General features: G+C 69.5%; 1 protein-coding gene. It reads right to left on the bottom strand.

Features of this window, described 5'->3' with window-relative positions:
- Positions 1–790: 790 nt before the first annotated feature.
- The coding region (locus ABT299_RS52520) for an HNH endonuclease signature motif containing protein (protein WP_500255456.1) at positions 791–2080 on the bottom strand (1290 nt) is incomplete at its 5' end.

The following is a 2080-nucleotide window of genomic DNA, read 5'->3' as shown; positions in this document are numbered from 1 at the left end:
GGTGTGGGGGGGGCCGCCCCCCCCCCCCCCGCCCCCGGGTCGCGCCACCCCACCACCCCCTTCCGTAAGGTGCGAAATCCACTGCTGCGTGATGCGAAGGGGGAGCAAAGGGTTCGAAGGGTAAGCAGGAAGAGCCGTCTTCCATGCGGTGTTGGCGTGCTCTGGCGTTGCGGTCTGAAAGGGAATGCGCTGCGTTCACCCAGGCGGCGGCGTTGGCCATTGCACTGGTATCGCGCTGTCGTGTCGGCATCGCATTGTCATGGGGCAGGCTGGCTCACCCGTCGCGGGGGTGGATGCGGACGGACCGGCGCAGGGCGTGGCCGGGGTGGGGGGTGGCGCGCCGGGGCGGGGTGGGTTTTGCGGTTCTGGTCCGGGGCGGTGTCGGTCGGTGTTGCTGGGAGGCGTAGTGAATGGGGGCTGGGGCCTACGCTAAGCGCCGTCTGGAGAGGACAGGCGCAGCCGGTGCGGAAAGGTCGCCTGTGGTGCGGGCATGCCGGGGCCGCCCGTCATGGGGTGGATGCGGGCGGACCGGCGCAGGGCGTAGCCGGGTGTGGTGTTGCCGAGGGTGGGTGGTGACGCGGTCCAGTCCAGGGGCGGTGTGGGCAGGCCGGTCTGGTGGGCGGCGGAGTGGCCGGTTGGGCGGTCTCCAACGGGCCGTCCGGTGGGCATGCGCCACCGGTGTGGGACGGTCGCCTGTGGTGTGGGCGTGCCGGGGCCGCCCGTCATCGAGGTGAATGCGGGCGGACCGACGCAGGGCATGACCGAGCCTGGTGTTGCCGGGGTGGTGCGGCTATGCGGCCCAGTCGAGCGCGGGGTTGTCAGGTGGGCCGATGTTGCCTGGTGGTCCGACCCCGGTTGCGGATGCTCGGGCGTCGGGTGGTGGGAGTAGCCGGTAGACGTATCGCCCATCCTGATCCTTGGTGATCTGGATCTGGTCGGGGCGACTGTGCTTGAAGCGGTTATGCCAACCGCAGGTGAGTGCGAGCTGGTCGATGTCGGTGGGCGATCGCCCGAGCGCCCATCCGTGGACGTGGTCGACCTCGCACAGCGTTCCGGGCACTTCGCAGCCTCGCACCGCGCAGGAGGGGTAGAGCGTCTCCAGCACCTGCCGCTGGGCTGCGGAGGCGAACCGTTCCCGGTAGCCGAGGTACAGCGGGGTGTTCCCGCGCCCCAGGAGCAGCGGTGATACCCCGGCCGAGAGGGCGATGCGGCGGGCCTGGGCGGCGGGGATCGGGGTCCCGTCGGTGAGGCGGGCCGGGGCGTTGCCGCCGGTCAGTACCTCCAGGTCGCAGATGACGGTGACCTTCGACGCCTTGTGTCCGCCTGAGAGCACGCTCGACAGTGCCGCCGCCGTCCGCTCGGCGAGGTCACGACGGTCGTCCGGTCCGGCCGGCTTGGCCAGCGGGGCGAGGGTGCCGTCCCAGATCGCGGCGTCCTCGGGGTTCAGCCAGCCTTTGACGTAGCGGCCGCCGTCCAGGGATCGGGTGGTGGTGATCCAGGACTTGTCGTAGCCGCGCTTGGTGTCCTCGTCAGGGGCGTCTTCAACATCGTCGCGTTCGGCGATGAGGTCACTGATGCGGCGGCCGAAAGCAGCGAGCTTCCCGGCCGAGAAGCCTTGGTCGACAAAGCCCAACAGGGTTGCCTCCGCCTCGGCGCAGTCGTGGTCGTCCAGGCGTGAGACCGACTCGGCGATGGTGACGGCGTAGCCGTAGGACAGTTCTCCGGCTGCGAGCTGTGCGCAGACCTCCGGTAGGCGGTGGCGCTGCCGGGCGAGGGTGAGGCGCTCCTTGGCGCGGCTGTCGCGCATGCCGAGTCGAGATCGCAGCCATGCTTGGGTGGAGGGATATCCCCACCGGGCCTGTTCTCCGCAGGCGTCGACTCGGCCGATGAATCCGGCGAGGACGCTTTCCTGTAGATCGGACGCGGCCACCAGGGTTTCGGTGAGTTCCAGGCACGCGGCCGCTGATTCGGGGGCTTCTCGCGATGCGAGTTCAGTGGCGATGGTTGAGAGCGCGTTCACCAGTTCCATGGTGGACGCGGCCTCAACCTCGACCGTCACTGATTGCATACGTAAATAGTA

This window comes from Spirillospora sp. NPDC000708 (genome assembly GCF_040299565.1).
In the GTDB taxonomy this organism is placed as follows: domain Bacteria; phylum Actinomycetota; class Actinomycetes; order Streptosporangiales; family Streptosporangiaceae; genus Spirillospora.
This window is presented reverse-complemented; position numbering and strand designations above follow the sequence as displayed.